Source organism: Streptomyces sp. NPDC050806 (assembly GCF_055586425.1).
The window spans coordinates 116,469-142,701 of sequence record NZ_JBVJIF010000010.1; the positions used below are offsets into that span (position 1 = coordinate 116,469).

Here is a 26,233-nt window from a genome sequence, read left to right on the forward strand (position 1 = left end):
TTGAACAGGGCGTACCGGCCCGTCGGGCGGTCCGGTGGCCGCGAGGTTGTTGAAAGGTGTGAAAGCATCGACGCCTGCCGGGTGGGGAAGCCCGCTGCGGAGTGCGAAACCCTCACCACCGGCTGCCTCTTACGGAGTGCGCTGAACGGCCCTGCCCTCACGCGCGCGATCCAGGACGACGGCCGCGGCCGGTACTCGGGCGAAAGGCGCGAGGAGTTGCCGCATTCGGGTCGCGGCCTTGTCCGCCGTACCCGACCGGAGGACGGCATAGCGGTCGAGGAATGCCTGCCAGGAGGCACACGCTTCCTCCACGTGCCCGTCGCCGATCAGGATTTCCGCCCGGCGCGCGTGGGTCAGGGCGAGTCCGCGCTGGTCCTCCGCCGGACGCCGGGCCAGGGAACGGTCCAGCGCCTTGCGGGCGGCGGGCTGGTCCCCCAGGTGCCGGAACACCTCCGCGCTCTGGTAGGCGAGCGCGGCCGGCGAGTAGACGGTGAAGGGCCCGGGCGCGTCCGCGCGCGACGGGGGGGAAGCCGAGTCGTGTTCCGCCCTGCCGAGGGAGTCGAGCGCCGCGCGGCGCTCGCCGCAGGCGGCCTGTGCCACGGAGAACTGGGACAGGAGGTAGGCGCCGGCCGCCCCGCCCGGCCCGCGGAGGCCGCCCCCCAGTGCGGCCTCCGCCGCGTGCAGGGCGGTGTGCCGGTGCCCCAGCGAGAGCGCCTGTGAGCTCAGCCCGCGCAGCACGACAGCCCAGGCCGTACGGTCGCGGGATTCGGCGGCGAGGCGCAGGGCGGTGGTGAAGTGGCGCTGGGCGAGCCCGTGTGCGGACGCGTCCTGCTGCATCCTGGCGAGCAGGAAGGATAATCGGGAGGCATCGACGAACAGGGACCGGCGGACCGTTTCTGCCCTTGCTTCGCGCAGCAGCGGAACGATGTCGTCGGCGAGGTGGGCGGCCAGCGACGACCGTCCCCGCCGGCCGCCGTGCGCGTTGAAGGACGCCGCGTAGAAGCGGATGGCGAGGCGGATGACGGCGAGGTCCCCTTCGTCGGTCCCGTGCCGTGCGGCGGCCTCCAGGGGAGACGACCGAGGAGCGGTTCGGTGCACCTCCGCGAGGTCCGCCTCCCGGTAGGGCCGCAGCCGGGCGGAGAGCCGGCGCGTGGGATCGTTCTCCTCCCCGCACAGCTCCGCGAGGACGGACTCCACCCGGTGGTGCCGCTCAGTCGCGCGCCTGTCCGCCTCATTCACCCCGCTCGCCCCGGAGGTGTCGAAGCCCACGGCGCCCGGCGGCAGAGGTCTGTCCAGACGCCGGGCGAACGCCTCCGCCACCAGGTCCGGCACCGGGGGCACCGGCTGAGTACCGCTCAGCCAGTGGGACACGGCCGTACGGTCGTAGTTCAGGTTCAGGTCGATCTCCGCCGCGAGGGCGTTGACGGACCGGGCGAGAGCGGACTGGGTCCACCGGGCCTCCGTCAGCAGGACCCGCAGTTTCTCGTTGCGGCGGCGCGGCATGGAATGCTCCTGTGGCGTAATGGAAGGGGGATTGAGGGAAAGTTCACCGTCGTTCACCGCCCCGGGACCACGGAAAACCGGGAGCGGATCGATCGTTCTCAGACATTCGCATCGTGTTCCCGCTCCGCAAAAGGCGACCGTGGGGGAGCGACGCGGGATGAGAGGAGTAACTGCACTGTTACCACTGTGTCTGCTGTTGCTGTGGAGGACCGAATACTCAAATCTTTGGCATGTTTCACACCGCGCTGTGGCGGCGCCACCGGTGATTGTCCAGGCGGCCCGGTCCGAAGCAGGAGCAAAGAGTCCTGCCGCCCGCCGCAAACGAAGAACCCGGCCGGAGCACTCGGTCATGCGAGGGGACTGGCCGAATTCCCTCCCTGCGGACGCTCCGGGTATGGCCGACGGCCTCCAGTCAACGGAATCATGAAGCGTGCGCAGTGGGAAGCCCGCCTTTGCGAAGAGGCGTGAACGTGTTGAAGGCAGGCGTCACGACGGCGCGCCATTCTCTCCAGGACGGTAACCGCCATGGTGCGCAAGAGTGCGAATCACCTTCTTCGGGCCCTGCTCACCGAAGCCGGCTGGTCGGCCGCCGACCTCTCACGCGCCGTCAACGCGCTGGGCGTCCTGTACGGCATGTCCCTGCGCTACGACCGGACCGCCGTGGCCCACTGGCTGGCCGGCTCACGTCCGCGCCCCGAGGTCGCCGGTCTGGTGGCCCAGGCGCTGAGCCGCCGCGTCGGCCGTAACATCACGTCGGCCGACACCGGACTGGTCAGCCCCGGCGGGACCGGCATACCGGTGGCATCGGTGCTGTCGGTCAGGGAACCGGTGAAGCGGCTCGGTCTGCTGTGCCGGATGGACAGCGACCCTGCCCGCCGTGCCGTGGTGGACCGCTCGGTCGTCTCCGCCGCACCCCCCGTGCTGCCGCGGTGGGGGACCGGACCCCGGCTCGCCTGCCCGGCGGGCCGCGGCAGACGCCGGGCAGGCGAGGCGGACGCGGACCGGCTGGAGACCATGGCTGCCTTCGCCGCCCTGATGCGCGAGCGGTACGGCGGCGCACACGGCAGGTCCGCGCTGGCACTGTTCCTTGCCGAGGACGTCACCACGCTGCTCACCGCGCCCGCCCGTCCGCCCGTACGCCGCGCCGTCCTGACCGGAGCCGGCCATCTGACGCTGTTGCTCGGCAACATGACGCACGAGGTCGGCCGCCCCGCGCTGGCACAGCAGTACCACGCCCTCGCCCTGGAATTTGCCCACGCCGCCGAGGACCGCGCCGCCTACACGATCACACTGCGCTGCATGGGCCTGCAGGCCCACCGGCTCGGCGACCGCCGTCAGGCCGCCGCATGGGGGAACGCGGCCGTCGAACTGGCCAACGCCGACGTCCCGCACGCCGTCCGCGCGTTCGCACACGCGGGGCGCGCCGTCGTCCGGGCCGTCGGCCGCAACCGCCGGGCCGTGGCGGACCTCACGGCGGCGGAGCACCATCTGGCACGCGCCACGGGGGCCGAGGGGGCCTTCACCAGCTACCCGGAAGCCGCCCTGCGCTACCAACGGGCCGAAGCCCTCTTGTTCCTCGGCGACCGGGCCGAGGGACGGGCGGAACTGGAATCCTCTCTGGTCGGCCGCCCCGCCGGCCACCACAGGGCACGCGCCCTGCTGCACGCCCAGCTCGCCCGCGTCCTGCTGGCCGACCACGAGCTCGAAGCCGCGGTCGCGCACGCCCACGCCTTCCTGGACCACTACCAGCGCCTGGCAAGAGGATCCGCACACGGCGTACGCGGCTCCCTGTTACGGGAGTTCACCCCCTACCGCAGAACCGCCTCCGCCAAGGCCCTCAGGGAGCGCCTGCGGGCGACGGCGCCGTAACACCGGCGCGCTCCTCCGGCTCGGCCCCAGGAGCCACCCGCCCGGCGTGCGCCACGACCACCGCCCCGTCACTCTCCGCGTGCGGCCCTCCCTTGGCGATCAGCAACAGCGCAGCCACATCAAAAGGATCTGTCACGCCACTACAGATATCGGCCACTGCCCGTGTTCAACCCGGCTCCCGGTTCCACGCCACCGATCAGGCTAGGCACATCACCCGTAAGCACCTGCGCGCCGCGAGCGGGGCCCCGGGGCGGCTCGTTCTCCCTCGGCTCCAGGCACCTGGCGAAGCCCAAGGCGTCCAGACCATGGCATGGACGGCGGGCTTGACGGAGCCGTGGTTCAGCCCGGCATGCGCCGAGCGCGAAACGTTCATCCGCCAGCCGCCCGAGAGACCGCTCGCGCAGGTGCTCCCGCTGGTGACCACGGGGGCCATGCGGGGCATACCGCCTCTCCGGGTGTCTCTGCGCGCACACGGTGGGGGCTGACGCATCGGGCTGCGACAGCGTCACCGAAGGGCTACAGGAAGACGTTTTAAGGACGGCGGCCGCCGCGCCAGGGCCTTGCGGGGGATTTACCGATATCGACGTCTCCAACGGCGCACTCACCGAGGAGGAAGCTGCCCACTTCGGCGGAATGCCCATCGAAGAGCGTGGGGAAGGCCAGGACCGGATCGGCGAGGGTGAGTGAGTCCGGGTGGCATCCTTCCGGCCGACGCCTGCAGCGCACCTACCCCGGCTCGCCCTTGGCCGCGCATCTCGCTCCCGGGACCTCCCGCGCGTTCCTGCCGCGAGACGGGCGCCGCTGGAAGGGCGTCGCCCTCTGCACCGACACAGGCGCGTCGTCGCCCTTGACCGGTGGTCGGCGACCGTAACGACTGCAAGGCGTGGGTGCTGTCCGGCGGGCAGGCCGCCATCGGCCGGGCATGGTCACCGTCGATGGCGGCTATCGGAGCACCGGTCTGCTCACCCCGCACCGCACAGCCTCGAACGCGGCCAGAACGCATTGGCCGCTTGGAAGGTGGAGCACGGCTCCGGGCCCCGTCGAGCACGTCTTCGTATGGATGAAGAAGCCGGAAGACTTTTCGCGGCGGCCGTCCGGGCGAGGGTCCACCGCGATGCCCGGCATCGCCCGACTGCACAACCTCGCCCTCGCGATACAGCTCCCGCGCCGCCCCGATTCCGCGAACCGCTGCACAACCGGCTGATCGAAGAATCTGGTGGATACGCCAGTGGACCTGCCGCGCGTCTTGGGCCGCAGGAGGCCGGCGTGACCGTCCTCCTGCGGCCCGGCAGCCGACCCGGAGCCACGAGCAGGGGCTACCAGTGGACGGGGTGCGGCGCGGGCATTTCGCCTTCCAGCCCCGGCGTTCTGCGGCAACGGTGTGGATCTGCTGATCACGACGGGCCGGAAGCCCGACGTGGCTCGCTTTCGTGGCCTGTCAACCACCCCTGGCCTGACGGCGAACGTCGTGCGCGACCGGCCCTCCCCGCATCGCCGTGCGGATGTATGTGACGCGCTCCCCGACCTGCAGAGGAGCCGCGTCAGACAGGACCATCTCGGAGTAGTGAGCCACGACGTCGGCTCCATCTTCGTCCGCTCGAATGAGGGAGTCCTGTCGCCCTTTGTTGATGGCTTGGATAGTTCCTGAACGTCGAATCTCCATGCGAACTCCTTGAGGTGTGGGTACTGCGCGCACAACGAAATCCCGAATCAGTCGTGCGCCTCATTTCAGCTGTAACCGCTTCCTGTCGAGGTAAGCGGGCGCACGCAGATCAGTAAGAAGCACTAAAAATCCACCAGCGCACAAGAAAGAAGAGGGAAGCCTCCACGTGCCCGGTGGCGTTGGAGCGAGAATCCCCATTAATGGGTCGCGCGGACAGGTGCGGTGGGGGAAACCGGAAATGGAACGGGCACAGGTCCTGGTGATCATGAAGTTACGACGCTCTGTGATCACTGAGGAGGCCTGTGCCCGCGCCTCCATCATGGCTGACCGAACTGCTCTGGTGACCAGTTCGCGGCTCTGTTGCCCGAGCGGCCGGACTGCCGCCTGGACCATCCACTCGGCTGCCACCGCCGACGCATCAGCGACCGGATCGTCTTCGACAAGATGCTGCAACTGCTGCGTTCGGCTGTCCTTATGGGGCGATCGCCGACACAACCGGCTCGGCCGCCGCCCTCCGCAGTCGCCGCGACGAGTCGATACGGCCGGCCGTTTCGCCCGGCTCATGCAGCTCGTACCGGAGTCCTACGACCGGAATTTCGGTCTCGCCCTCGAGCGGATCGCCGTCGACTGAGCGATCAAAAGGCGCCTGGAGGAAACCTGGGCAGCCCCCGACCATGTGCGGCTCAGTGTGCCGAGTCGAGGCTCCTCCCGCCTCGGCTCGCCGTGGGGGATGGGTGTTGCTGCCCGCTCCGCTCACGTCTGTCTCGGCTTCCGGGGCCTCATCGCGTGGGCCGGACGGCGGGGGGAAGGTGATCAGGCCGTCCGGGCGGCCCTGGATCCACTGGTGCACGGTGTCATGCCCTGCGGCGTAGACATGTATCCGCCCCGCCGCCGATAGCCCCCTGGCCAACTGAGCTTGACGAATTGGGGACCTTCGTGATCATGGGGATCTTCCAGGCCGGGCACCTCGGTCGTCAGCACCTCGTGCAACGCCATGTGCAGCGCGGGCTCCTGCGGCGGCTCGTGGATGATCTGCCAGTCGTGATCGGTCCAGTCGGTGGCCCGGGCGACGGCCCGGCGTACCGCGATGCCGACGGCCTCGGCGGTGAAGCCGATCAGTGCGACGCCGGCGGGCAGCGCCGCCTCGATGCGGTCGGCCAGGCCCCGGGCGCCGGTGTCGGCGGGGGCGCCCTCCAGGGCCGCGTTGATGTCGAGCAGCGCGTCGTCCGGCTCCAGGAAGAAGTCCCCGGCGACGCGGACGTCGCGCAGTGCGCCGTCCGTGACGTCCAGATCGACGACGACCAGCTTGCCGCCGGGCACCTTGTACTCACCGTGATGCCTGCTCTGCACGGCGCTCACCCTCCACGTCCTCGCGGACCGTCCGACCGGCCCACCGCCCGGACAACCGTATCGCCGGTGCCGTCATTCCCGGCAAAGGGGGCGATGTCGAGGTACGTGGAGGCGTGGCGTGTCGCGAGGCGTCAGCCCATGCAGAGCGGGACCTGCGGATTCGGGTCCTGGCCGGTGTCCATCCTGTTCCCGTCCACGTAGCCGAACGTGGTGTCGTCCCCGATGCCGCCCCAGTACCAGACGATGCCGGGGCGCTCCGTGGAGTAGCACCTGACCGTGATGACCTGCCCCTTCGGCACCACGTACTTGGGCGGGGACGGAGCCGGGTCGATCTCGTCGTGGACCGGAGTGTCGGCCACCGTGTGTGTGCAGAAATAGCTGCCGCAGGGCCGGACGTCGGCCGCCGTGACGTCCTTGGCGGACGGCCCGGCGGCAGCGGCGTTGCCGAAGCCGCTGGTCGCGACGAGTGCGGCCGGCGTGGCGGCGCCGACGGCGGCGGTGCGCCGCATTCGGCGCAGTGCTGCCTTTGCCATGAACTCCCCCTGAGAAGACGCGCGATGCCGTTCGCACCGGGTGTCTCAGTCTGTCGCTCGCAACACGACAGCGACAAGGGACGACTCATCGGCGTTCGGTGCGCGTTGATGCGGGGTGCTGTATCAATCCCGGTCGGGCGCCAGCCCGGCCAGCAGCCGGGGGAGTGCCTCGCCGATCGGGTCGCGGACGACCTCGTCGGCGAGCGCGTCGTACGGGGTCGGTTCGGCGTTGACGATGATCAGGCGGGCGCCGTGCTCGGCGGCCAGGCCCGCGAGGGAGGCGGCGGGCTGTACCGACAGGCTCGTGCCGACGGCGACGAAGACGTCGCAGCTCTTCGCGACCGTGACCGCCGCGCCCAGCACCTCGGGGTCCAGCCGCTCGCCGAACATCACGGTCGCCGACTTCATGATCCCGCCGCAGTCGAGGCACTTCGGGTCCGGCTCGCCGGCGGTCACCCGGGCCAGGGCCTCGGGCATCGGGGTCCGCGCGCCGCACTGGGTGCAGAGCGCGGTGCGCGCGGTGCCGTGCAGCTCCAGGACCTTGCGGTCGGGCGTCCCGGCGAGCTGGTGGAGGCCGTCGACGTTCTGGGTGATGACGCGGACGGGGACGCCGGAGCGCTCCAGGCGCGTGACGGCCTCGTGCGCGGCGTTCGGCCGGGCCCGGAGCGCCGGACCGTCGCGCCGCATCAGCCAGGACCGGCGCCGGATCTCGGGGTCGGTCATGTAGTAGTCGTACGTGACGAGCTTCTCGGCATCGGGGTCGCGGCGCCACACCCCGTTCGGCCCGCGGTAGTCGGGGATGCCGGAGTCGGTGGAGATCCCGGCGCCGCTGAGGAGGGCGACCAGGGGGCGCCGGGCCGCGTCGTCGGGGGAGTCGACCGTGCTGCTCATGCGGCCAGGATACGCAGCGCGGGGCGGTTGCGGGCGGGGGAGACGGGCGAGTTGTCGGCTCCGGTTATTTAGATGTAACCAGAAACTGCCCAAGATCCGGGACAACCTCTTGCCGGTCGTCTGTATGCGAAATACGGTCTCCTGCATTCGCCCGTCGTGATCGTTCTCGACCGCACCGCCATGCGAGTCGACCGTTCGCATTCGCATCACTCACGCAAGTTGATCGTTCGCCGTCTGCACCATTCATGCGGGAGGTAGGGCCACGTGCGCCGAACAGCGGCTCTTCTGGGGGTGGCCGGCCTGTTGGCCGGAGCTACGGGATGCGGGTCGCTGACCTCGGCCGCCGCCGAGGTGGGCGGGGAGCGGATGACCGATCCGCGCCCCGTACGGGACGGCGGCACCCTCACCGTCGCCCTCAAGTCCGACCCGGACAAGCTCGATCCGACCCTCGCCCAGACCCTCGTCGGCCGCACCGTCTTCGCCGGCATGTGCGAGAAGCTGTACGACACCGACCGCACCGGCAAGGTCGTGCCGCAGCTCGCGGCGGCCCTGCCGAAGACGTCGGACGGCGGCCGGACCGTGACCATCACGGTGCGCCACGGCCTGACCTTCAGCGACGGCACGCACCTCGACGCCGCCGCCGTCGCCCGCTCCCTCGAACGGCACCGCACCCTGCCCGGCTCCGCCCGCGCCACCGAACTCGGCCCGCTGGTCAAGGCCGAGGCGGCCGGCCCGTACACCGTCCGCATCCGCCTCAAGGAGCCGTACGTCCCGCTCACCGGCGTGCTCGCGGACCGCGCGGGGATGGTCATGTCCCCGAAGGCGCTGCAGAAGTACGGCAAGAACTTCACCAACCACCCTTCCTGCGTCGGCCCGTTCAAGTACGTCGAACGGGTCGCGGGCGACCGCATCGTCCTCGCCAAGGACCCCCGCTACTACGCCGCTGACAAGGTCCGGCTGGACCGCGTCGTCTACAAGACGATCACCGACGGCAACGTCCGGCTGGCCAATCTCCGCTCCGGTGACGTACAGGTCGGCGACCAGATGGGGCCGGTGGAGGTGCGCAGCTCGCTCACCGAGTCCAAGCTCCAGCTCTTCAACTCGCCCTCGCTCGGCTACCAGGGCCTCGGCTTCAACACCGGCAACGTGCACGGCACGGGGCAGCGGCCCGGCAAGCTGAACACCGTGATCGCCCGCGAGCCCCGCGTCCGCGAGGCCTTCGCGCTCTCCCTGGACCGCGAAGTGATCAACAAGGTCGTCTTCCAGGGCATGTACGAGCCGGCCTGCGGCCCCGTCTCGCCCGAGTCGGCCATCGCGCCGGGCAAGGCCGGCTGCCCGCCGCGCGATCTGCCGCGCGCCAAGCGGCTGTTGAAGGAGGCCGGCGTCAAGCTCCCCGTCCCGCTCGAACTGAAGGTCTCCACCTCGCCCGAGGACAGCCGGCTCGGCCAGGTGATCCAGGCCATGGCCCGCGAGGCCGGCTTCGACGTGCGGCTGCGGCCCGTGGAGTACGCGACGCTCCTGGAGGAGACCGACGCCGGGGACTACGAGGCGTACGTCAGCGGCTGGTCCGGGCGGCTCGACCCGGACGGCAACATCGCCTCCTTCGTCGGCACCGCCGGCGCCATGAACACCTACGGCATCTCCGACCCGGAGCTCGACCGGCTGATCGCCGAGGGGCGCACCACCCAGGACACGGCGGACCGCGCCCGCATCTACGGGCAGCTCACCGACCGCATCCGGGACCAGCACGCCCTGCTCTACCTCTACCGGCAGAAGAACTACGTCGTGGCACGGAAGGACGTGGCAGGCGTACGCGTCTACGGCGACGGCCTGGTGCGCGTCAAGGATGCGGGGTACGTCCGATGAACTGCTCCCTGGCTGCGGGGTGCGCCCGATGAGCCGTTACCTCCTCACCCGGCTGCGCCAGTCCCTGATCACCCTCTTCCTCGTCAGCGTCGTCGTCTTCGCCGGCATCCGCGCCCTGCCCGGCGACCCGGCCCTCGCGCTCGCCGGCGAGGAGCGCAGCCCCCAGGCGCTCGCCGCGATCCGCGAGGCGTACGGACTCAACGACAACATCGTGGTCCAGTACGGCCGGTTCGTCGGGCACGCCCTCACCGGCGACCTCGGCACCTCGGCCCGCACCGGCCTGCCCGTCCTGGACTCGATCCTCAGCGCCCTACCGGTCACGCTCGAACTGGCCGCGCTCTCCCTCCTCCTGGCCGTCGTCCTCGGCATCGGCGCGGGCGTGCTCGCGGCCGTCCGGCGCGGCAGGGCCACCGAGTGGCTGGCCAACGCCGTCGCCCTGCTGGGGCTCTCCGTCCCCACCTTCTGGCTCGGCATCGTCCTCGTGCTGGCCTTCGCGATCGCCGTACCGGTCTTCGCGGCCTCCGGCTACGTGCCCTTCGGCACCGACCCGCTGGACAACCTGCGGCGCATGGTCCTGCCCGCCGTCGTCCTCGGCTCCGGGCTCGCAGCCGTCGTGATGCGGCAGACCCGCGGCGCGATGCTCGACAACCTCTCGGCGGACTACGTGCGGACGGCGCGCGCCAAGGGCCTCTCGCGCCGCCAGGTCGTCGGCGGGCACGCGCTGCGCAACAGCCTGGTGACGGTGGTGACCGTCCTCGGCCTCCAGCTCGGCCACCTGATCTCCGGCGCCGTCGTCACCGAGCAGATCTTCGTCCTGCCCGGCTTCGGCAAGCTCACCATCGACGCGGTCTTCACCCGCGACTACACGATGCTCCAGGGCGTGGTGCTGTGCACCTCCGCCGCCTACATCCTCGTCAACCTCGCGGTCGATGTGCTCTATTCGGTGATCGACCCGCGGATCCGGCTCGGAGGCGCACGATGACAGCCACCCCGGACACCACCACCGCCTCCGGTGCCACCGACTCCCCGGCCGCTCCGGACGGGCCCGCCGCCGCGCCACGCCCCGGCACCCTGCGCACCCGGCTGCGCGCCCTGCGCAGGAACCGGCTCGCCCTCACCGGCGCCGTGATCGCCGCCGTCTTCGTACTGGCCGCGCTCTGCGCCCCGCTGATCGCCCCCTACGATCCGGCGCAGCCCGACTTCGAATCGGCCCTCGCGCCGCCCTCCTGGGCGCACTGGCTCGGCACCGACGACCTCGGCCGCGACCAGCTCTCCCGGGTGATCCACGGCGCCCGCGCGTCCATGCAGGTGGGCCTGCTCGCGGTACTGCTCGCCTTCCTCGTCGGCGTACCGCTGGGCCTGGCCGCGGGGTTCTACGGCAAGTACGCCGACTCCGCCGTCTCCCGACTCACCGACACCCTGCTCGCCTTCCCCTTCCTCGTCCTGGCCGTCGGCCTCGCGGCGATCCTCGGTCCGTCCCTGCTCAACGCCACCATCGCCATCGGCATCTCACAGGTGCCCGCGGTGATCCGTATCGCCCGCGCCGAGACGCTGCGCCTCAAACACCTGGACTACGTGGGCGCCGCGCTGGTCAACGGCGGCGGCGACGGCACCGTCCTCTTCCGGCACATCCTGCCCAACGCCACCTCCGCGCTGATCGTCCAGGCCACGGTCGGCATCCCCGCCGCGATCATCAGTGAGGCGCTGCTGAGCTTCCTCGGCCTCGGCGTCCAGCCCCCGGCACCCTCGCTCGGCGTGATGCTCTCCGGCGCCCAGCCCTTCCTCGGCCCCGCGCCCTGGCTGGCGGTCTTCCCCGGCCTCGCCATCGTCGCCGCGACGCTGGCCTTCAACCTGCTCGGCGACGGCCTGCGGGACGTCCTCGACCCCCGTGGAGCCACCCGATGAGCACCGCGCACCCGAAGCACACCGCGCAGCCGGCGCCCAGCGCGCCCGTACTGAGCGTCCGCGACCTGTCCGTCTCCTTCCGCTCCGACACCCGTACCGTGCACGCCGTCGACTCCCTGTCGTACGAGGTGGCGGCAGGTGAGGTGCTCGCGATCGTCGGCGAGTCCGGCTGCGGCAAGTCGGTCACCTCCATGGCCGTCATGGGCCTGCTGCCGTCCAGCGCGACCGTCACCGGGTCCGTACGGCTCGGCGGCCGGGAGCTGGCCGGGGCGGGGGAGAAGGCGCTGGCGGCGGTCCGCGGCAAGGACCTCGCGATGATCTTCCAGGAGCCGATGACCTCGCTGAACCCGGTCCTCACCATCGGCCGGCAGATCGGCGAGGTACTCCGCCGCCACCAGGGCCTGAGCCGCAAGGAGGCCAGGGAGAGGGCCGTCGAGCTGCTCGCGCTGGTCGGCATCCCCGCGCCGGAGCGCCGGGTGGCGGAGTACCCGCACCAGCTGAGCGGCGGCATGCGCCAGCGCGTGATGATCGCCGTCGCGGTGGCCTGCGACCCGGCCGTCCTCATCGCCGACGAACCGACGACCGCGCTGGACGTCACCGTCCAGGCCGGCATCCTCGAAGTCCTCCAGTCGCTGCGCGAACGCCTCGGCACCGCCATCGTCCTGATCACCCACGACCTGGGCGTCGTCGCCGACGCCGCGGACCGGGTGCTGGTGATGTACGCGGGCCGGGCCGTCGAACAGGCCCCGGTGGACGAGCTGTTCACCGCGCCCCGGCACCCGTACACCCGCGGCCTGCTCGGCGCCGTACTCCGGCCCGGCCAGGAGGGGAAGCGCCGGCTGCCGGAGATCCCGGGGCTGGTCCCGAGCCTGACCGCCCAGCCGGACGCCTGCACCTTCGCCGAGCGCTGTACGTACGCGGACGAACGGTGCGGCACCGCGCGGCCCGCGCTGACGCCCGATGCGGGCCACCGGGTCGCGTGCTGGCACCCCGTCCCCGCCCCCGTACCCGAGGAGGCCGCCCGATGAGCGCCGTACAGGAGATCCCGGCCCCGCGCGAGGGCGCGGGGGACGCCGTCCCCGTACTCGAAGTACGCGACATGGAGCGCCACTTCACCACCTCGGGCGGCACCGTGCGGGCCGTGGACGGCGTCAGCCTGACCATCGGGCGCGGCGAAGTCCTCGGCCTGGTGGGGGAGTCCGGCAGCGGCAAGTCCACCGTCGGCCGCTGCGTGGTGCGCCTGGACGAGCCGACCGCCGGCCGTATCGCCCTCAAGGGCACCGACATCACCCACCTGTCGCGCCGCGCCCTGCGCCCGCTCCGCACCGACATGCACCTGGTCTTCCAGGACCCGTCCTCCTCGCTCGACCCGCGCATGACCATCGGGCAGATCGTGGCCGAGCCGCTGCGGCTGCACCGCCTCGTCCCGCGCTCCGGCCTGCGGGCCCGCGTCGAGGAACTCCTCGGCCAGGTCGGGCTGCGCCCCGAACACGCCGACCGGCACCCGCACGAGCTGTCCGGAGGCCAGCGCCAGCGCATCTCGCTCGCCCGCGCGCTCTCCGTCGGCCCGGACCTGCTCATCGCCGACGAGCCGACCTCGGCGCTGGACGTCTCCGTCCAGGCCTCGGTCCTCAACCTCCTCGCCGACCTCCAGCGGGACCGCGGCTTCGGCTGCCTGTTCATCACCCACGACCTGGCCGCCGTGGAGTTCCTCGCGGACCGCATCGCCGTGATGTACCTGGGCCGCATCGTCGAGGAGGCCCCCACGGCCGGGCTGTTCGCCGAGCCCCTGCACCCGTACACGCAGGCGCTCCTCTCCGCGGCCCCGGTACCGGACCCCGCCCTCCAGCGCACCCGCGAACGCATCGTCCTCAGCGGGGACCTTCCGAGCCCCCTCACCCCACCCCCGGGCTGCCACTTCCACACCCGCTGCCCGGTGGCGGTGGACCGCTGCCGGACGGAATCCCCGGAACTGCGGGAGCTGCCGGGGGGCCGGAGGGTGGCGTGCCATCTTGTGGACACCGGCCCACTCCGCCACCAGAAGGCCGAAGCCCAGCAGAAATAAGCCTGTCCGGCGTTTGAGGACGAGCCCGGAGGGCGATCCGGCGCGCGCCACGAGCCCACCCGCACCATCCGTACAACCGCGACCGCAAGGGAGCCCAGTGTTTACGACCCGCCCCACCCTCAACGGCACCTTCGGGATGGCCTCCTCCACCCACTGGCTGGCGTCCCAGTCCGCCATGGCGGTCCTGGAGGGCGGCGGCAACGCCTACGACGCCGCGGTCGCCGCCGGCTTCGTGCTGCACGTCGTCGAGCCCCACCTGAACGGCCCGGCCGGCGAGGTCCCGATCATCCTGGCCCCGGCGGGCGGACCCGTACAGGTGCTGTGCGGCCAGGGCCCGGCCCCGGCCGGCGCCACCGTCGCGCACTACACCTCCCTCGGCCTCGACCTCGTCCCCGGTACGGGCCCGCTCGCCGCCGCCGTACCGGGCGCGTTCGACGCCTGGATGGTGCTGCTCCGCGACCACGGCACGAAGACGCTCGCCGAGGTCCTGTCGTACGCCATCGGGTACGCGCGGCACGGCCACCCGGCCGTCGAACGCGTCGGCGAGACCGTGGAGACCGTCCGCGAGCTCTTCGAGAACGAGTGGACGACCTCGGCCGAGGTGTACCTGTCCGGCGGCCGTTCCGTGGCCCCCGGCGGGCTGCTGCGGAACCAGCCGCTCGCCGACACCTGGGAGCGGCTGATCCGCGAGGCCGGGGCCGCGGGCACCGGGCGCGAGGCGCAGATCGACGCGGCCCGCCGGATCTGGCGCGAGGGCTTCATCGGCGAGGCGATGGCCGCGTTCGCCGCGCGCCCGGCCATGGACACCTCCGGCGAGCGGCACGCGGGCACCCTGACCGGCGACGACCTGGCCGCCTTCCGGGCCACGTACGAGGCGCCGGTGACGTACGAACGGAACGGCTGGACCGTTGCCAAGGCCGGCGCCTGGTCGCAGGGCCCGGCCTTCCTCCAGCAGCTCGCTCTGCTCCCCGAGGAGCTGCCCGCCTACGGAAGCGCCGAGTACGTCCACACCCTCATCGAGGGCACCAAGCTGGCGATGGCCGACCGCGAGGCCTGGTACGGCGACGCGGACGGCGCCGGCGCGGCGGACGTACCGGTGGAGACGCTGCTCTCCCCGGAGTACAACGCCGAGCGCCGGGCCCTGATCGACGGCACCGCCTCGTACGAGCTGCGTCCCGGCCGCCCCGGGGGCCGCGTCCCGCGCCTCAGTAAGCACGCGTCGGCGGTGGCCTCCGGGGAGGAGTGCTTCGACGCGCTGGGCGTCTCGGTCAGCGGCGCCGGCGAGCCCACCGTGGCGAAGGGGACCGGCGCCGCGGCACGGGAGGCAGGGGCCCCGCCCGCCGTCGCCCCCGAGGTGGACCGCAGCGGGGCCACCCGCGGCGACACCTGCCACATCGACGTCGTCGACCGCTGGGGCAACATGGTCTCGGCGACGCCCTCCGGGGGCTGGCTCCAGTCCAACCCGGTGATCCCCGGCCTCGGGTTCCCGCTCGGCACGCGCCTGCAGATGGCCTGGCTGGAGGACGGGCTGCCGAACTCCCTGACCCCGGGCCGTCGCCCCCGCACCACCCTCACGCCGTCCCTCGCGCTGCGCGACGGGGTGCCGGTGATGGCCTTCGGCACGCCCGGTGGCGACCAGCAGGACCAGTGGCAGCTGCACTTCTTCCTGGCCGTGGCGGAGCGCGCCCCCGTACGCGGCGGGCTGGACCTCCAAGGGGCCATCGACGCGCCGAACTGGCACACCGACTCCTTCCCGGGGTCGTTCTTCCCGCGTGCCATGCGGCCGGGGAGCGTCACCGTGGAGTCCCGGATCGGCGGGGAGGTCGTCGAGGGGCTGCGGGCGCGTGGCCACGAGGTCACCGTGGGCGACGCCTGGTCCGAGGGGCGCCTCTGCGCGGTCGCCCGCGACCCGGAGACCGGAGTGCTCTCCGCGGGCGCGAACCCGCGCGGCATGCAGGGGTACGCCGTCGGGCGCTGACGCCGGCCGGCCCCTCCGGGGGCCGGGCCTGCTCACGCGTCGTCCGGTGCGGCGTTCCCGAGGAGGGCGGTGACCAGGGCGGTCACGCGTTCACCGGGCTCGGGCGCGGACGCCCAGCCCGTCATCAGCAGGTGGTGGGTGGTGCCGACCACGGCTAGCGCCAGGGCGGCGCTGTCGGCGCTCCGGGCGACGCGGCCGAGGGCCTTCTCCGCTTCGAGGTAGGCGGTCAGCGCCTCCTCCACGGTGCCGAGCCCCGGGGCGCCGTCCCGCATGGCGGCGCGTACCCGCTCGGTCACCGCCGCGCGAGTGAGGGCCAGGGCGGCGATTCGCGGACCGCTCGTGCCGAGCAGGGCGTGCGCGGCAGCGGTGACGTTCGCCGCGACCGTCGCGCCGCCCGGCCGCCCCAGTACCGCGGTCGCCCGGGCGGCGGCGCGCGCGAAGTGGCGCAGGCAGAGCTGCGTGACGAACTCGTCCAGGTCGGTGAAGTGGTGGTAGAGCAGCCCCTTGGCGCAGCCGGCCTCGCCGGTGATCGCCCGGTTGGTCAGCCCGCCCGGCCCCTCCCGGAGCAGCACCCGCTCGGCGGCGTCGAACAGCCGCTCCCTGACGTCGGTGATGGCCACGCCCCGCGGTGACATCCGTACGTGTTCCCCTCTGCAGTCCGACTCGCCGGTACACGGTGGCGCCCTTGTCAGTATGGGCGGTCGCCCATACTGTTTGGGCAGACGCCCATACTAGGCGCCGGAAGCCCGCACCGACAGGGGGATGATCGTGAGGAACGAGGTCGTCAACACCGAGCAGTACTCCGCGTGGAACGGTGCCGAAGGGGCCCACTGGGCCGACCATCATGACCGTTGGAACGCGGTGAACGAGGGATTCAACGGGGTGCTGCTGGCCGCGGCCGGGATCGGTGCGGCGTCCCGCGTGCTGGACGTCGGCTGCGGTGCCGGGCAGACCAGCCGGCTCGCCGCGCGCACGGCCCACGAGGGCCACGTCCTGGGACTGGACCTCTCGGGACCCATGCTGGCCAGGGCGCGGGCGCTCGCGGCCGACGAGGGCCTGGCCAACGTGGCGTTCGAGCAGGGCGACGCGCAGGCGCACCCGCTCCCGGAAGCCGCGTTCGACGCCGCCATCAGCCGGTTCGGCGTCACGTTCTTCGCCGACCCGTACGCCGCCTTCGGCAACATCGGCCGCGCCCTGCGGCCCGGCGGCCGGCTCGCCTTCGTGTGCATGGCCGATCCCGGACGCAACGACTGGGCGCAGGTCTTCGCCGGCCTCGCCGCCCACGTGCCGGGGCCCGGCCCCGGCTTCGTGGCCGGAGCGCCCGGCATGTTCTCGCTGGCGGACCCGGCGCGCATCGATGACGTGCTCACCGGCGCCGGCTTCCGCGGCGTACGGGTGGCCGAGACCGCGGCGCAGGGGCGCTGGGGCGGCGACGCCGAGGACGCGACGCGCTTTCTGTGCGAGACGGGCCCGGGCCGTGCTGCCCTGGAGGCCGCGGGGCCGGCCGCCGACCGCGCCCGTACCGCCCTCGCGGACGCCCTGCGCGCGTACGAGCGGCCCGCCGGCGGGGTCTGGATGACCAGCACCGCCTGGCTGGTCACCGCTGAACGCGCCTGACCCGCTTCACCCGGGGTTCACCTGCATTCCAGCCGGTGTGTCAGTGGCCCGTGTTTCCATGGAGACATGATCGAAGCAATTCCTGCGATTCCTGCAAACAACGACGACAGGACGGACAGGGCGGACAGCGTGGACAGGACGGCGGCCGGGACGGCCGGCGCGACCGCCACGACGACGGCCGAAGCGGTGCTCGCCGCGGTCGACCCGGACGGCGTCGAGAGGGCCGTCCGTGAGGCAGCGGCGGCGGAGATCCTGCCCCGCTTCCGGCAGCTCGCCGCCCACGAGGTGGTCGAGAAGAACGGCCCGCACGACCTGGTCACCATCGCCGACCGGCGCGCCGAGGAATACCTCACGGCCGCCCTGAAGGCGCTGCTCCCCGGCTCTGCCGTGGTGGGCGAGGAAGCGGTGCACGCCGACCCCGCGATCCTGGAGGCGCTGCACGGCGACGCGCCCGTGTGGATCGTCGACCCGGTCGACGGCACCCGGCAGTTCGTGCACGGCGACCCCGGCTTCGCGACCCTGGTCGCGCTCGCTTACCGCGGCGAGCTGCTGGCCTCCTGGACGTACGCGCCCGCGCTGGACGAGATGGCCGTCGCGGTCCGCGGCGCCGGCGCCCGGCTGAACGGCCGCCGGCTGCAGTCCGGTGCGCCGCACGAGGGCAAGACCCTCGAAGTCGCCATGTCGCACCATGACTTCACCACCGTCGCGGAGAAGAAGGCACTGTCCGGGCTGGCCTGCGAGGGCATCGCGCCGCGCCCCTGCGGCTCGGCGGGCCTGGAGTATCTCGCCATCGCCCGCGGCACCCTGGAGGCCATCGCCTTCACGTGGGAGAACCCCTGGGACCACGCGGCCGGCCTGCTGCTCGTCCACGAAGCGGGCGGCAGCAGCGCGACCCTCTCCGGTGAGCCGTTCCGGATATCCGGCGGCAACACCCTGCCGTTCACCGCGGCGCGGGACGCGGCCACCGCCCGGCGTATCCTCGACCTGCTGGCGGCCGCCGGCTGATCCTCGACGGCGAGGGTCGACACGAGGGGAGTGGCGCAGGTGCCGACGATGCTCGATGCCGTGGTGATCGGGGCCGGACCGAACGGCCTGACCGCGGCGGTCGAACTGGCCCGCCGGGGCATGTCCGTCGAGGTCTTCGAGGCCCGGGACACCATCGGAGGCGGCGCCCGTACGGAGGAGCTGACCCTGCCGGGCTTCCGGCACGACCCGTGCTCGGCCGTCCACCCGACCGGGATCGGCTCGCCCGCCTTCCGCGCCCTCCCCCTGGAGCGCTACGGCCTGGAGTGGCTGCACCCCGAACTCCCCATGGCCCACCCCTTCCCGGACGGCAGCGCCGCGGTGCTGGCCCGCTCCGTGGGCGAGACCGCGAGGTCCCTCGGCGTCCGCGACGCCGGCGCGTACCGCCGTCTGGTCGAACCCTTCCGCGGCAAGTGGGACACGCTCGCGCGGGACATGATGCGCGGCGTCCTGGAGGGGTTCCCCCGCGACCCGGTGACGCTGGCCCGCTTCGGCCTGGCCGGCGTCCCCCCGGTGACCGTGCTCAACAGCCGCTTCCGCGACGAGAAGGCGCGCGCCGTTCTCGCGGGCTGCGCGGCCCACGTCATCCACCCCCTCAGCGGGATCGCCACCGGTGCCATCGCCCTGACCTTCGTGCTGGCCGCGCACGCCTACGGCTGGCCCATCGCGCGCGGCGGTTCGCAGGCCATCCCCGACGCGCTGGCCGGATACCTGCGCGACCAGGGCGGCGAGATCCACACGGACTACGAGGTCAAGCGGCTGGACGACCTGCCGCCCGCCCGCGCGTACATCTTCGACACCTCGCCGACGGCGCTGGCCCGCATCGCGGGGCTCGGCAACGCCTTCAGCAGGTACCGCTACGGCCCCTCCGCCTTCAAGATCGACTACGCCCTGTCCGGCCCCGTCCCCTGGACCTCGGAGGCGGCCCGCCGCGCCGGCACGGTCCACGTCGGCCCGACCGCAGGCGACATCGGTCAGGCGCTCCGCGACGTCCACCAGGGCCGCGCGCCCGAACGCCCCTTCCTCATCACCTCACAGCCGACCCTGACCGACCCGAGCCGCGCCCCCGAGGGCAAGCACACCTTCTGGGCGTACGGCCACGCCCCGAACGGCTGGACGGGCAACCTCACCGACGCCGTCGAGGCCCAGCTGGAACGCTTCGCCCCCGGCTTCCGCGACCTCGTCCTGGCCCGCGCGACCGCCGGCCCGCCCGAACTGGCCGCACGCAACGCCAACTACGTCGGCGGCGACATCGGCGTCGGCTCCTTCTCCGGCCTCCAGACCCTCCTCCGCCCCAAACCCCGCCGCATCCCGTACGCCACCTCCCACCCCGCCGTCTTCCTCTGCTCCTCAGCCACCCCACCGGGCGGCGGCGTCCACGGCATGTGCGGCCACAACGCGGCCAGGGCGGCGTGGCGGCGCATCAGGGAGACGCGGCGCTGACAGCCCCCGCAGCCTGCGGCAGGTGTGTCCGCTGCGTCATGATGCCCGTATGAGCAACGCCGAGAACACGCGCGACAACGGCGGGCGGCTCTCGCTCGTCGTGGGGGACATCACCGAGCAGGACGTGGACGTGGTGGTGAACGCGGCCAATTCCTCGTTGTTGGGTGGTGGGGGAGTGGACGGGGCGATTCATCGGAAGGGTGGGCCGCGCGTTCTTGAGGAGTGCCGGGCGTTGCGGGCCTCTCGGTACGGGCGTGGGCTGCCCACCGGGCAGGCCGTCGCCACCACGGCGGGGGAGTTGCCGGCGCGCTGGGTGGTGCACACGGTGGGGCCCGTGTACTCGCGGGAGGAGGACCGGTCGGCGGTGCTCGCCTCCTGCTACCGGGAGTCGTTGGGAGTGGCGGCCGGGCTGGGCGCGCGGACGGTGGCGTTCCCGGCGATCTCGACGGGTGTCTACGGGTGGCCGCTCGACGACGGGGCGCGGATCGCGGTCCGGACCGTACGGGACGTGCTCGCCGCCGGGCCCGCCGGCGAGGGCGGGCAGGGCTTTGATGAGGTGCGGTTCGTGGCGTTCGACGAGCGGACCAGGGAGGCGTTCGCGGCGGCGCTGGAGGAGTGACGGCACGCCGGGGAGCGCCGGGGGCGGCGGCGCCGGAAGGGTGGCACGGAGCGGTGCCGGGCGCTCACGTCCATGTCGGATTCTCGCCAGCCACCCGTCATCGCCTGCGGAATCCTTGAGGTATGCACACCGACACCGAGCGGTGCGTACGCGCCGTGCAGTCCAAGGACGCCCGTTTCGACGGGTGGTTCTTCACCGCCGTCACCACGACGAAGATCTACTGCCGGCCCAGCTGCCCGGTGGTCCCGCCCAAGCCGGCGAACATGCGCTTCTACCCGAGCGCGGCGGCCGCGCAGCAGGCCGGGTTCCGGGCGTGCAAGCGGTGCCGGCCGGACGCGGCGCCCGGCTCACCGCAGTGGGACGAGCGCGCCGACCTGGTCGCGCGGGCGATGCGGCTGATCGGCGACGGGGTCGTGGACCGGGACGGGGTACCGGGCCTGGCCGCGCGCCTCGGGTACAGCCCGCGGCAGGTCGAGCGCCAGCTGCTGGCCGAGCTGGGCGCCGGGCCGCTCGCCCTCGCGCGGGCCCAGCGCGCCCAGACCGCGCGGCTGCTCATCGAGACCACCGCGCTGCCGATGGCGGAGGTTGCCTTCGCGGCGGGATTTGCCAGTATCCGTACGTTCAACGACACCGTGCGGGAGGTCTTCGCGCTGTCGCCGAGCGAGCTGCGGCAGCGGGTACGGCCCGCGCGCCCGGCCGTCGCGCCGGGGCCGCAGCCCGGGGCGCCGGGCTCCCCGGCCCCGACCACGCTCACGCTCCGCCTCCCCTTCCGCAAGCCGCTGTGCCCGGACAACCTCTTCGGGCACCTCGCCGCCACGGCCGTACCCGGCGTGGAGGAGTGGCGGGACGGCGCCTACCGCCGCACCCTGCGTCTCCCGTACGGGCACGGCATCGTGGCGCTCACCCCGCGCCCCGACCACATCGACTGCCGGCTGTCCCTGACCGACCTGCGGGACCTCGCGGGCGCCATCGCGCGCTGCCGGCGGATGCTCGACCTGGACGCCGACCCCGAGGCGGTGGACGGGCTGCTGGCGGCGGACCCGGTGCTGGCGCCGCTCGTCGCGAAGGCGCCGGGGCGGCGGGTGCCGCGCACCGTGGATGCCGAGGAGTTCGCCGTACGCGCGGTGCTCGGGCAGCAGGTCTCGACGGCCGCGGCCCGCACGCACGCGGGTCGGCTGACCGCCGCCCACGGGGAGCGGATCGACGACCCCGAGGGCGGGCTCACCCACCTCTTCCCGAGCGCGGGCGCGCTGGCCGGGCTCGACCCGGAGACGCTCGCGATGCCCCGCACCCGGCGTGCCACGCTCACCGGCCTGATCGCCGCGCTGGCCGCCGGAGAGCTGCAACTCGGGCCCGGCGGCGACCGCGAACGGGCCCGTGCCGCGCTCGCCGCGCTGCCCGGCTTCGGCCCCTGGACCGTCGAGTGCATCGCGATGCGGGCGCTCGGTGACCCCGACGCGTTCACCGCCACCGACCTCGGCGTGCGCCGCGCGGCGCAGGGCCTGGGGCTGCCCGGCACGCCGGCCGCCCTGCTCGCCCGCGCCGCCGCCTGGCGCCCCTGGCGCGCCTACGCGGTCCAGTACCTCTGGGCCACCGACGACCATCCGATCAACCACCTCCCCGCCGACTGAGGGAAGCATCATGTCTGTCAGCAGCACAGCCGTCAGCACTACAGCCGTGCCCACCGGCACCACGTCCGCGCCCACGCACACCGTCATGACCGGTACGCCGGTCGGGCCCCTCACCCTGGTCGCCAGGGACGGCACGCTCACCGGCCTGTACATGACCGACCAGCGGCACCGGCCGCCGCAGGAGTCCTTCGGGCACCCGGAGGAGCCCGGCACCGAGCCCTTCGCCACCGCGATCGCGCAGCTCCGCGCCTACTTCGCCGGCGAACTGACCGTCTTCGACCTGCCGCTCCGTCTCGACGGCACGCCGTTCCAGCAGCGCGTCTGGGCGGCGCTGCGCGAGATCCCGTACGGCGCGACGGTCTCGTACGGCGCGCTGGCCGACCGGCTCGGCAAGCCGTCGGCGGCCCGCGCCGTGGGGCTGGCGAACGGCAAGAACCCGATCGGGATCATCGTCCCCTGCCACCGCGTCGTCGGCACGGGCGGCGACCTGACCGGCTACGGCGGCGGCCTGGACCGCAAGCGCCACCTGCTGGACTTCGAGCGGGGCGGGACCCTCGTCCGACGGCAGGCCGCGCAGGGCCCTCTTCTGAACGGGCGCGGGACCCTCTTCTGAACGGGTGCGGCCACCGTCGGACGGTGGCCGCCGCGCGGCCTACGCCGAGCGCTGCGGCGGTACGCCGTCCTCCAGTTCGGCCGGGCCGCGGCCGTCCGCGAGGGCCCGCAGCGCGGCGCCGAGCCGCAGTGCCATTCGCGCGTCCACGTACGAGGCCAGCTCCTCGGGGGCCACCAGGCGCCAGGAGAGCAGCTCCTCCTCCTGGAGGCGGATCGCGGCGAACTGCTCCTCGTCCAGCACTCCGCCGTCGAAGAGGTACGACACCAGCGGTGGACGCTCCGGCCCGCGCACCCAGTCGACGACCAGCAGCCGGCCGGGCTCCAGGTCCAGGCCGATCTCCTCGGCGGTCTCCCGGCGGGCCGCCTGCCGCGGCGACTCGTCCTGGTCGGACTCCACCGTTCCGCCGGGCAGGACCCAGGTGTCGCGGTAGTTGGGCTCGACGAGCAGCACGCGCCCGTCCGCGGCACGGAAGACGGTGCCCGCGCCCGCGAGGACCCGGGGCAGGCTGGCGATGTATGCGGCGTAATCCAAGGTCACTCCGCGAGCCTAACGCCACGGCGGGGCGCGCAGTTGGCACCATGGGTCCCACCCGTACCCATGGACGGAGCACTCATGAGACGCCCGGCGTATGCGGCATTCGGCCTGGCGGCGGCGTTCGCCGTGACGGGCGGTGCCGCGCCGCACGTCGTCCACGGCCCGAACACCGGGCCGTTGGTCAGCACCGGCGACGTGGACCTGCTGGAGGACGTGCTGGAGCACATCAGCACCACGTCGGACGGCCGCACCGCCCATCAGACCTATCACCAGACCGAACCGGCGAGTTGAGGGCCGGACCGGTCACTCCGCCGTGGAGGCCGGACCGGTCACTCCGCCACGGAGGGCCGGGCGGTTCACTCCGCCGTCCCGCCCACGGCCGCCAGCCGGTACGTCCGTGCCGCGAGTTCGCTGATCCGCACGCCGTCGAAGCCGAAGACGGCGGTGCGTACGCGGTCGTGGAGCGGTGCGGTCCACTGGTGCGGGATCGCGGCGGCGCCGCACAGCACGCCCGCCACAGAGCCGGCCGTCGCGCCGTTGGAGTCGGTGTCCAGGCCGCCGCGTACGGTCAGCGCGATCGTCGAGGTGAAGTCGCCCTCGCCGTGGAGCAGCCCGGCGGTGAGCACGGCGGCGTTCGGGACGACATGGATCCAGTGCAGGTGGCCGACCTCGCGCGCCATCTCGGTGAGCGTGTCGGCCCAGCCGGCTCCCGCGTCGTACAGCGCCGCGGTGTGCCGGACCGTACGGGCCAGCCGGCTGCTCGCGGGGATGCGGGCCAGCGCCGCCTCGACGGCCTCGCGCGGGCCGCTCGCCTCGAACGCCGCCGCGATCAGCGCGGCCGCCCACATCGCGCCGTACACACCGTTTCCGGTGTGCGAGAGGACCGCGTCCCGGCGGGCCAGCGCGGCCGCCCGGCGGGGCTGCCCCGGAGACACCCAGCCGTAGACGTCCGCCCTGATCAGCGCGCCGATCCACTCCTGGTACGGGTTGTCGGTGGTGGCGGCCAGCGGGGGCTGGATGCCGGCGGCGAGGTTGCGGTACGCGGCGCGCTCGGCGGTGAAGGTCTGCAGGTACGGCAGCCGGCTCAGCCAGAGGGTGCCGAGCTGTTCGGTGGTGAAGTCCGTGCCATGGGTCTCCAGCAGCTCCAGGACCAGGACCGAGTAGTCGATGTCGTCGTCCCGGCAGCTGCCGTCGACCCGGCCGCGTACGCACCGGCGCCACTCCGGGCGCAGGCCCCCGGCGTCCTCGGCGCTCGGCGGCGGGGGCAGGTAGTCGGTGAGGGGCAGCGCGTCGGCGCGGCGCAGGTAGTCGTCGATGCGCTCGCGGGTCCAGCGGTCGCCCTGTTCGACGGGCTTGCCGAGCATGTTCCCGGCTATCCGGCCGAGCCAGCCGCCGTGGATCCGGTCGGCGAGGCCGGGCCGCCGAGCGGTGGGAGAGGCACTGCTGTGCGACGGCGTCATGCCTTCAGTCATGCCTTCAGGTGTACCGAAGTCCGCGGGGGTGCGCGCGGACCCGAACGCGCCGAACCGGGACGCCGCAGGCACGCCCGGGGTACCGTACGTCCGTAGTGAAGTGGAAAACTAAATCCGCTTCGTGGAAAACTCGCTCGGCGTCTCTGTTCTCCCCGTCCACCGCCGGATAGGGTCACAGCGGCGCGACGGCAGTTCGACGGCAAGGGGAGTCAGGGTGGCGGACGTGGACGCAGCAACGACAGGGAGGCTGGCAGCACACGTGCTGATCGCCGCGGACAAGTTCAAGGGCTCGCTGACGGCCGTCCAGGTCGCCGAGCACGTCACGGCCGGTCTGCGGCGTGCCGTACCGGGGCTGTCCGTGGCGGCGGTCCCGGTCGCCGACGGCGGCGACGGCACGGTCGCGGCGGCGCTGGCGGCCGGCTTCACCCGGCACGAGGCGCGGGTCACCGGGCCGACCGGTACGCCCGTCACGGCCACGTTCGCGCTGCGCGCCGACGGCACGGCCGTGGTGGAGATGGCCGAGGCGTCCGGCCTCCAGCATCTCCCGGAGGGCGTCTTCGCGCCGCTCACGGCCACCACGTACGGCACCGGAGAACTGCTGCTCGCCGCGTTGGACGCGGGCGCCCGCAGCGTCGTCTTCGGCGTCGGCGGCAGCGCCACGAACGACGGCGGCGCCGGCATGCTCGCCGCGCTCGGCGCGCGCTTCCTGGACCGCGCGGGGGAGCCGGTCGCACCGGGCGGCGGCCCCCTCGCGGGCCTGGCCACCGCCGACCTCAGCGGGCTCGACCAGCGGCTGGCCACCACCGAGATCGTGCTGGCCAGCGACGTGGACAACCCGCTGACCGGCCCGAAGGGCGCGCCCGCCGTCTACGGCCCGCAGAAGGGCGCGAGCGAGGCGGACGTCGCCACGCTGGACGCGGCGCTGGCGCACTACGCGAAGGTGCTGGAGGCGGCGGTGGGGCCGAAGGCCGCCGAGTACGCGGTGGCGCCCGGTGCGGGGGCCGCGGGCGGCATCGGATACGGCGCGCTGGTGGGGCTGGGCGCGGAGTTCCGGCCCGGCATCGACGTCATGCTCGACGTGCTCGGCTTCGGCCCGGCGCTGGAGCGGGCCACGTTCGTCATCACCGGCGAGGGCTCACTGGACGAGCAGACGCTGCACGGGAAGGCGCCGGCGGGCGTGGCGGCGGCGGCGCGCGCCCGCGGGCTGACGGTCGTGGCCGTCTGCGGTCGGCTCCTCCTGCCGCCCTCGGCGCTGCTCCAGGCGGGCATCGAACGCGCGTACCCCCTGACGGCGCTGGAGCCGGACCCGGAGCGCTGCATGGCCCACGCGGGCCCGCTCCTGGAACAGGCGGCGGAGTCCCTGGCGCGGGACTTTCTGGCGTAGCCGCCGTTTTCCGCTCCCCGGGCGCGCCGCCGCGGTGGTGCACCTGGAGAAGCACGCCCCGGACCCACCCCTTCCCGAAACCGGGGCGCTGCCCCGGACCCCGGCCCTCAAGCGCCGGACGGGCTTGACGTGGCCGGCTTCAGGGGCGCGGGGAACTGCGCGAGCAACCACAGTGGCGCCGCAGCGGGCCCACGGGCGGGGCGGCACCGCGAGGTCGGTGGTCCTGTGCGGGAGCCGGTGGGCCGGACGCGCAGTTCCCCGCGCCCCTGGGCGC

Annotated in this window: 22 protein-coding genes and 2 pseudogenes; 16 read left to right on the forward strand and 8 right to left on the reverse strand. The window is 73.2% G+C overall.

The window, feature by feature from the left end; genetic code table 11:
- Positions 1-129: 129 nt before the first annotated feature.
- Positions 130-1,503, reverse strand: a complete 1,374-nt coding sequence (locus ACZ6WH_RS29930) for a hypothetical protein (protein WP_469732139.1) — start codon at positions 1,501-1,503, stop codon at positions 130-132.
- Positions 1,504-2,028: 525 nt separating this feature from the next.
- Between ACZ6WH_RS29930 and ACZ6WH_RS29935 the strand changes: the two genes are divergently transcribed.
- On the forward strand, positions 2,029-3,372 hold the full coding sequence (locus tag ACZ6WH_RS29935; protein WP_469732141.1) for a hypothetical protein: 1,344 nt from the start codon (positions 2,029-2,031) through the stop codon (positions 3,370-3,372).
- Between the two features lie 1,438 nt (positions 3,373-4,810).
- On the opposite strand, the gene ACZ6WH_RS29940 is transcribed toward ACZ6WH_RS29935, so the two are convergent.
- Positions 4,811-5,035 (reverse strand): cold shock domain-containing protein, encoded by a 225-nt coding sequence (locus tag ACZ6WH_RS29940; RefSeq protein WP_469732143.1) that lies wholly within the window; start codon positions 5,033-5,035, stop codon positions 4,811-4,813.
- A 302-nt stretch (positions 5,036-5,337) separates the two neighbouring features.
- On the opposite strand from ACZ6WH_RS29940, the pseudogene ACZ6WH_RS29945 reads away from it, so the two are divergent.
- Positions 5,338-5,770 (forward strand): annotated as a pseudogene (locus ACZ6WH_RS29945) (IS5/IS1182 family transposase); the annotation flags it as partial.
- 228 nt (positions 5,771-5,998) lie between these two features.
- On the opposite strand, the pseudogene ACZ6WH_RS29950 reads toward ACZ6WH_RS29945, so the two are convergent.
- The 3 genes and pseudogenes from ACZ6WH_RS29950 to ACZ6WH_RS29960 all read right to left on the reverse strand — a co-directional run.
- Positions 5,999-6,385, reverse strand: a pseudogene (locus tag ACZ6WH_RS29950) (lipoate--protein ligase family protein); the annotation flags it as partial.
- 131 nt (positions 6,386-6,516) lie between these two features.
- The gene (locus ACZ6WH_RS29955) at positions 6,517-6,918 is read right to left on the reverse strand and encodes a hypothetical protein (protein WP_469732145.1); all 402 of its coding nucleotides are present in this window, start codon (positions 6,916-6,918) and stop codon (positions 6,517-6,519) included.
- Positions 6,919-7,041: 123 nt separating this feature from the next.
- Positions 7,042-7,809, reverse strand: coding sequence for an SIR2 family NAD-dependent protein deacylase (locus ACZ6WH_RS29960; protein WP_469732147.1), 768 nt, complete (start codon positions 7,807-7,809; stop codon positions 7,042-7,044).
- A 264-nt stretch (positions 7,810-8,073) separates the two neighbouring features.
- Between ACZ6WH_RS29960 and ACZ6WH_RS29965 the strand changes: the two genes are divergently transcribed.
- The 6 genes from ACZ6WH_RS29965 (at position 8,074) to ACZ6WH_RS29990 (ending at position 15,623) form a co-directional block, all read left to right on the forward strand.
- Entirely contained in the window at positions 8,074-9,675 is a 1,602-nt protein-coding gene (locus tag ACZ6WH_RS29965; protein WP_469732149.1) for an ABC transporter substrate-binding protein, read from the forward strand.
- Between the two features lie 28 nt (positions 9,676-9,703).
- On the forward strand, positions 9,704-10,657 hold the full coding sequence (locus ACZ6WH_RS29970) for an ABC transporter permease (RefSeq protein ID WP_361567010.1): 954 nt from the start codon (positions 9,704-9,706) through the stop codon (positions 10,655-10,657).
- On the forward strand, positions 10,654-11,580 hold the full coding sequence (locus ACZ6WH_RS29975; RefSeq protein WP_469732151.1) for an ABC transporter permease: 927 nt from the start codon (positions 10,654-10,656) through the stop codon (positions 11,578-11,580). The genes ACZ6WH_RS29970 and ACZ6WH_RS29975 overlap by 4 nt, the downstream gene beginning before the upstream one ends.
- Positions 11,577-12,608 carry an ABC transporter ATP-binding protein gene (locus ACZ6WH_RS29980; RefSeq protein ID WP_469732153.1) on the forward strand — a complete coding sequence of 344 codons (1,032 nt, stop codon included), beginning with the start codon at positions 11,577-11,579 and terminating at the stop codon, positions 12,606-12,608. The genes ACZ6WH_RS29975 and ACZ6WH_RS29980 overlap by 4 nt, the downstream gene beginning before the upstream one ends.
- On the forward strand, positions 12,605-13,645 hold the full coding sequence (locus ACZ6WH_RS29985) for an ABC transporter ATP-binding protein (RefSeq protein WP_469732155.1): 1,041 nt from the start codon (positions 12,605-12,607) through the stop codon (positions 13,643-13,645). Before ACZ6WH_RS29980 ends, ACZ6WH_RS29985 begins: the two co-directional genes overlap by 4 nt.
- Before the next feature lie 97 nt (positions 13,646-13,742).
- The gene (locus ACZ6WH_RS29990) at positions 13,743-15,623 is read left to right on the forward strand and encodes a gamma-glutamyltransferase family protein (RefSeq protein WP_469732157.1); all 1,881 of its coding nucleotides are present in this window, start codon (positions 13,743-13,745) and stop codon (positions 15,621-15,623) included.
- Between the two features lie 32 nt (positions 15,624-15,655).
- Here ACZ6WH_RS29990 and ACZ6WH_RS29995 read toward each other — a convergent pair whose 3' ends face one another.
- On the reverse strand, positions 15,656-16,258 hold the full coding sequence (locus ACZ6WH_RS29995) for a TetR family transcriptional regulator (protein WP_469732159.1): 603 nt from the start codon (positions 16,256-16,258) through the stop codon (positions 15,656-15,658).
- Positions 16,259-16,385: 127 nt separating this feature from the next.
- Between ACZ6WH_RS29995 and ACZ6WH_RS30000 the strand changes: the two genes are divergently transcribed.
- The 6 genes from ACZ6WH_RS30000 to ACZ6WH_RS30025 all read left to right on the forward strand — a co-directional run bounded on the left by ACZ6WH_RS30000 (position 16,386) and on the right by ACZ6WH_RS30025 (position 22,569).
- Positions 16,386-17,240: a class I SAM-dependent methyltransferase gene (locus tag ACZ6WH_RS30000; RefSeq protein WP_469732161.1), complete on the forward strand. Its 855-nt coding sequence runs from the start codon at positions 16,386-16,388 to the stop codon at positions 17,238-17,240.
- A 66-nt stretch (positions 17,241-17,306) separates the two neighbouring features.
- On the forward strand, positions 17,307-18,245 hold the full coding sequence (locus tag ACZ6WH_RS30005; protein ID WP_469732163.1) for an inositol monophosphatase family protein: 939 nt from the start codon (positions 17,307-17,309) through the stop codon (positions 18,243-18,245).
- A 48-nt stretch (positions 18,246-18,293) separates the two neighbouring features.
- On the forward strand, positions 18,294-19,706 hold the full coding sequence (locus tag ACZ6WH_RS30010; RefSeq protein ID WP_469732165.1) for a phytoene desaturase family protein: 1,413 nt from the start codon (positions 18,294-18,296) through the stop codon (positions 19,704-19,706).
- Positions 19,707-19,755: 49 nt separating this feature from the next.
- Positions 19,756-20,325, forward strand: a complete 570-nt coding sequence (locus ACZ6WH_RS30015) for an O-acetyl-ADP-ribose deacetylase (RefSeq protein WP_469732167.1) — start codon at positions 19,756-19,758, stop codon at positions 20,323-20,325.
- A 122-nt stretch (positions 20,326-20,447) separates the two neighbouring features.
- Entirely contained in the window at positions 20,448-21,956 is a 1,509-nt protein-coding gene (locus tag ACZ6WH_RS30020) for an AlkA N-terminal domain-containing protein (RefSeq protein ID WP_469732169.1), read from the forward strand.
- 85 nt (positions 21,957-22,041) lie between these two features.
- Complete coding sequence (locus tag ACZ6WH_RS30025) at positions 22,042-22,569, forward strand: methylated-DNA--[protein]-cysteine S-methyltransferase (RefSeq protein WP_469732685.1); 528 nt, start codon at positions 22,042-22,044, stop codon at positions 22,567-22,569.
- A gap of 39 nt (positions 22,570-22,608) precedes the next feature.
- Here ACZ6WH_RS30025 and ACZ6WH_RS30030 read toward each other — a convergent pair whose 3' ends face one another.
- On the reverse strand, positions 22,609-23,106 hold the full coding sequence (locus ACZ6WH_RS30030; RefSeq protein ID WP_469732171.1) for an NUDIX domain-containing protein: 498 nt from the start codon (positions 23,104-23,106) through the stop codon (positions 22,609-22,611).
- 75 nt (positions 23,107-23,181) lie between these two features.
- Here ACZ6WH_RS30030 and ACZ6WH_RS30035 point away from each other — a divergent pair, with 75 nt between their 5' ends.
- Positions 23,182-23,394 carry a hypothetical protein gene (locus ACZ6WH_RS30035; protein WP_432860089.1) on the forward strand — a complete coding sequence of 71 codons (213 nt, stop codon included), beginning with the start codon at positions 23,182-23,184 and terminating at the stop codon, positions 23,392-23,394.
- A 65-nt stretch (positions 23,395-23,459) separates the two neighbouring features.
- Here the strand turns inward: ACZ6WH_RS30035 and ACZ6WH_RS30040 are convergent, their stop codons facing one another.
- Entirely contained in the window at positions 23,460-24,563 is a 1,104-nt protein-coding gene (locus ACZ6WH_RS30040; RefSeq protein WP_469732687.1) for an ADP-ribosylglycohydrolase family protein, read from the reverse strand.
- 271 nt (positions 24,564-24,834) lie between these two features.
- Here ACZ6WH_RS30040 and ACZ6WH_RS30045 point away from each other — a divergent pair, with 271 nt between their 5' ends.
- Positions 24,835-25,959 (forward strand): glycerate kinase, encoded by a 1,125-nt coding sequence (locus tag ACZ6WH_RS30045; protein WP_469732689.1) that lies wholly within the window; start codon positions 24,835-24,837, stop codon positions 25,957-25,959.
- Positions 25,960-26,233 lie beyond the last annotated feature (274 nt).

Coding starts and splice junctions, on each gene's coding strand:
- ACZ6WH_RS29960 (WP_469732147.1), bottom strand. CDS start 7,809: ATGAGCAGCACGGTCGACTCCCCCGACGACGCGGCCCGGCGCCCCCTG.
- ACZ6WH_RS29935 (WP_469732141.1), top strand. CDS start 2,029: ATGGTGCGCAAGAGTGCGAATCACCTTCTTCGGGCCCTGCTCACCGAA.
- ACZ6WH_RS30015 (WP_469732167.1), top strand. CDS start 19,756: ATGAGCAACGCCGAGAACACGCGCGACAACGGCGGGCGGCTCTCGCTC.
- ACZ6WH_RS30010 (WP_469732165.1), top strand. CDS start 18,294: ATGCTCGATGCCGTGGTGATCGGGGCCGGACCGAACGGCCTGACCGCG.
- ACZ6WH_RS29985 (WP_469732155.1), top strand. CDS start 12,605: ATGAGCGCCGTACAGGAGATCCCGGCCCCGCGCGAGGGCGCGGGGGAC.
- ACZ6WH_RS30005 (WP_469732163.1), top strand. CDS start 17,307: ATGATCGAAGCAATTCCTGCGATTCCTGCAAACAACGACGACAGGACG.
- ACZ6WH_RS29930 (WP_469732139.1), bottom strand. CDS start 1,503: ATGCCGCGCCGCCGCAACGAGAAACTGCGGGTCCTGCTGACGGAGGCC.
- ACZ6WH_RS30035 (WP_432860089.1), top strand. CDS start 23,182: ATGAGACGCCCGGCGTATGCGGCATTCGGCCTGGCGGCGGCGTTCGCC.
- ACZ6WH_RS30040 (WP_469732687.1), bottom strand. CDS start 24,563: ATGACGCCGTCGCACAGCAGTGCCTCTCCCACCGCTCGGCGGCCCGGC.
- ACZ6WH_RS29970 (WP_361567010.1), top strand. CDS start 9,704: ATGAGCCGTTACCTCCTCACCCGGCTGCGCCAGTCCCTGATCACCCTC.
- ACZ6WH_RS29975 (WP_469732151.1), top strand. CDS start 10,654: ATGACAGCCACCCCGGACACCACCACCGCCTCCGGTGCCACCGACTCC.
- ACZ6WH_RS29980 (WP_469732153.1), top strand. CDS start 11,577: ATGAGCACCGCGCACCCGAAGCACACCGCGCAGCCGGCGCCCAGCGCG.
- ACZ6WH_RS29995 (WP_469732159.1), bottom strand. CDS start 16,258: ATGTCACCGCGGGGCGTGGCCATCACCGACGTCAGGGAGCGGCTGTTC.
- ACZ6WH_RS29955 (WP_469732145.1), bottom strand. CDS start 6,918: ATGGCAAAGGCAGCACTGCGCCGAATGCGGCGCACCGCCGCCGTCGGC.
- ACZ6WH_RS30000 (WP_469732161.1), top strand. CDS start 16,386: ATGATCGTGAGGAACGAGGTCGTCAACACCGAGCAGTACTCCGCGTGG.
- ACZ6WH_RS30020 (WP_469732169.1), top strand. CDS start 20,448: ATGCACACCGACACCGAGCGGTGCGTACGCGCCGTGCAGTCCAAGGAC.
- ACZ6WH_RS30025 (WP_469732685.1), top strand. CDS start 22,042: ATGACCGGTACGCCGGTCGGGCCCCTCACCCTGGTCGCCAGGGACGGC.
- ACZ6WH_RS29940 (WP_469732143.1), bottom strand. CDS start 5,035: ATGGAGATTCGACGTTCAGGAACTATCCAAGCCATCAACAAAGGGCGA.